The 2,595-nt window shown below is 68.0% G+C and carries 2 protein-coding genes and 1 pseudogene; all 3 read left to right on the forward strand.

What is annotated here, in order from left to right:
* Positions 1-417 precede the first annotated feature (417 nt).
* On the forward strand, positions 418-669 hold the full coding sequence (locus tag I6A81_RS40875) for a hypothetical protein (protein ID WP_203008270.1): 252 nt from the start codon (positions 418-420) through the stop codon (positions 667-669).
* Between the two features lie 10 nt (positions 670-679).
* A complete protein-coding gene (locus tag I6A81_RS40880) occupies positions 680-2,257 on the forward strand; it encodes an ABC transporter substrate-binding protein (protein ID WP_203008268.1) in 1,578 nt (525 codons plus the stop codon).
* Between the two features lie 119 nt (positions 2,258-2,376).
* Positions 2,377-2,595, forward strand: a pseudogene (locus I6A81_RS40885) (ABC transporter permease); the annotation flags it as partial.

The following is a 2,595-nucleotide window of genomic DNA, read 5'->3' on the forward strand; positions in this document are numbered from 1 at the left end:
GGGCCGCCGCCTGGTCCAGTCCGCGACCATCGCCACGCGCCAGGCCCGGGGCCGGATCCCCAGCCGCGACCTGCCGGCCGCCTCGGCAGGCTCCGCCCGCCTACGCTGAAGGACCCGCCCTGACGGGCGCGCCAGAGTGCTAGACGGCGTTCACGGCTAGACACATGGCCCCGCAGGTCCACGCCTCCTGACAACCTTCAGGACCGACGGCCTCGGACTCGCCAGCCTGCATGCGGGCGCCAGCGGCCTTCTTGACAGGGGCATCAAGCCGAAGGTCGAGTCCGGCTGCCTGGCCGCGATCGCGGCGACTGCCGGGGGCTGCCGCCAAGTGTTCGGTGAACCGTCCTGGTCCGATGACGGCGGGCGGACCGCGTCGTACACGGGTACCTTGACGACGAATCGCGTTTTGTTATAGCAATGCTGACGTCATCGTCGTGTGTGGGAGTCGTCGTCGTGATGAGCGACGACGAGGTTGGGATCGGTTGGTTCCGTGGTTCCGAGCCGCGGCTCCCGGGCTTCGGTGTGTCACTCACCGTGATCGCCCTGGACGAATCCCAGCTGGCTGGCACGTCGCTCATGCACGCCTGCCCGGCGTCGCGGCGTGTGCTCGGCGGCGCCACGGTCGATGTGCTGACAACGCGCTCCGGGCGGGTTCCGGAGTACCGATGAGAGGTCAACGATGATCCGCAAGGTGCGATTAATAGCCACGGCGCTCGTGTGTGGCACGACGCTTGTGCTCGGGGCTTGCGGCGGCGGCGGTTCCGCGGCGCCGGGCGGGTCTGCGGGTGCCTCCGGTGCCGCTGGTGAGCCGGTCGCCGGTGGGAACGGGCGGATCCTCACGCTGAGCGAGCCGCGCAGCCTGGATCCCATCACCATCGGCAACGCCTACGCGTCCTCGGGGGTCATCGGCAACGCCCTGTACGGGACGCTGATGACCAGCGACGACGCGGGCAAGGTCGTCTACAAGATGGCCGCGTCGTTCACCACGGCCGACAGCGGTGCCTCGTTCGAGCTGAAGCTGAAGCCGGGTCTGGTGTTCTCTGATGGCACTCCGCTGGACGCCGCGGCTGTGAAGTTCAACTGGGAGCGGGCCAAGGATCCGGCGACAGGCTCGGTCAACGTCTCCGAGGCGTCGATGATCGCTTCGGCTGAGGTCGTCGACCCAGTCACCCTGAAGATCGGCCTGACCAGTCCGGTGCCGAGCTTCGCCCAGTCCATCGTCACCTCGACGCTGAACTGGATCGCGTCGCCGGCGGCTCTGGAGAAGGGTCAGGCGGAGTTCGACAAGAACCCGGTCGGCGCTGGGCCGTTCATGCTGAAGAGCTGGACCCGGCAGGCAACCATGGAACTCGTCAAGAACCCGAAGTACTGGGACGCTCCCAGGCCCTACCTCGACAGCATCTCGTTCCGCCCCGCGCTTGACGCCAGCCAGCGTTTCAACACGATCTCCACCGGCGGCGCCGACGTGGCCATCGAGTCCAATTGGGTCAACCTCGACAAGGCGGCCAAGGCCGACCTGCCGACCGAGGTCATGGACCTGTCCGGCGGCATCTTCCTCGCGATGAACGCCCGACGGGCGCCCTTCGACGACGTCCGGGCACGACAGGCGATCGCTGCCGCGCTGGACATGAACGCCGTGAACCAGGCCGTCTACAGCGGCACGGCGGAACCCGCCGACACCCTGTTCGCCAAGGACTCGCCCTACTACTCGGATACCCCGCTGACGCACCCGGACAAGGCGAAGGCGCAGCAGTTGTTCGACGAGCTCGCGGCCGAGGGCAAGCCGGTGTCCTTCACGTTCACCAGCGCACCCACCACGGAGAACAGGACCCTGGCCGAGAACGTCCAGGCCCAGCTCAGCGCGTTTCGCAACGTCACCGTCCAGGTGAAGATCATCGAGGTGGCGGAGCTCGCCGGCCTGCGCCGGACCCACGACTTCGACATGGCCACCTCGTCCGCGTTCTTCCAGGACCCCGAGCCGCGGCTGTTCACCGCGTTCCACTCGACCTCGGCGGCGAACCTGGGCGGCCTGGCCGACCCTCAGCTCGACCAGGCGCTCCAGGACGCCCGCACCGCGACCACCGACCAGGAGCGCGAGACCGCCTATGGCAAGCTGCAGGACCGGCTGATCGAGCAGGTCCCGATGATCTTCCATAGCCGGGCGGCGCCCAGTGCCGTCACGAGCAAGAACGTCGGCGGGGTGCAGCAGTACGGCCTCGGCTCCCTGTTGCCCGAGGAGCTGTGGATCAAGGCATAGGCGACCCGGTCGCCCCGTCCCTCGCGCCAGCCCTCTCGAGCGCCGGCGCGAGGGACGGGAACCAGGAAACTGCCTTCGCTCGGGACCACCTTTGGCCATCCATGGAGGATGCAAGCCGCATGCTGCTCACTGTCGCGCAACGATTAGGCCGCAGCCTGTTGGTGGTGCTGCTGGTCACCATGGGCTCGGTCGGGTTATTGAGCTTGGCGCCTGGTTCGGCCGCCGCCGTCATGCTGGGGGAGAACGCGACTCCGGAGCAGATCGCGGACCTCGAGCATCGGCTGGGCCTCGACAAGCCGGTGTGGGAGCAGTATCTGAGCTGGCTGGGGAACGCGGTT

This window comes from Frankia nepalensis (assembly GCF_016786325.1).
Classification (GTDB): domain Bacteria; phylum Actinomycetota; class Actinomycetes; order Frankiales; family Frankiaceae; genus Pseudofrankia; species Pseudofrankia nepalensis.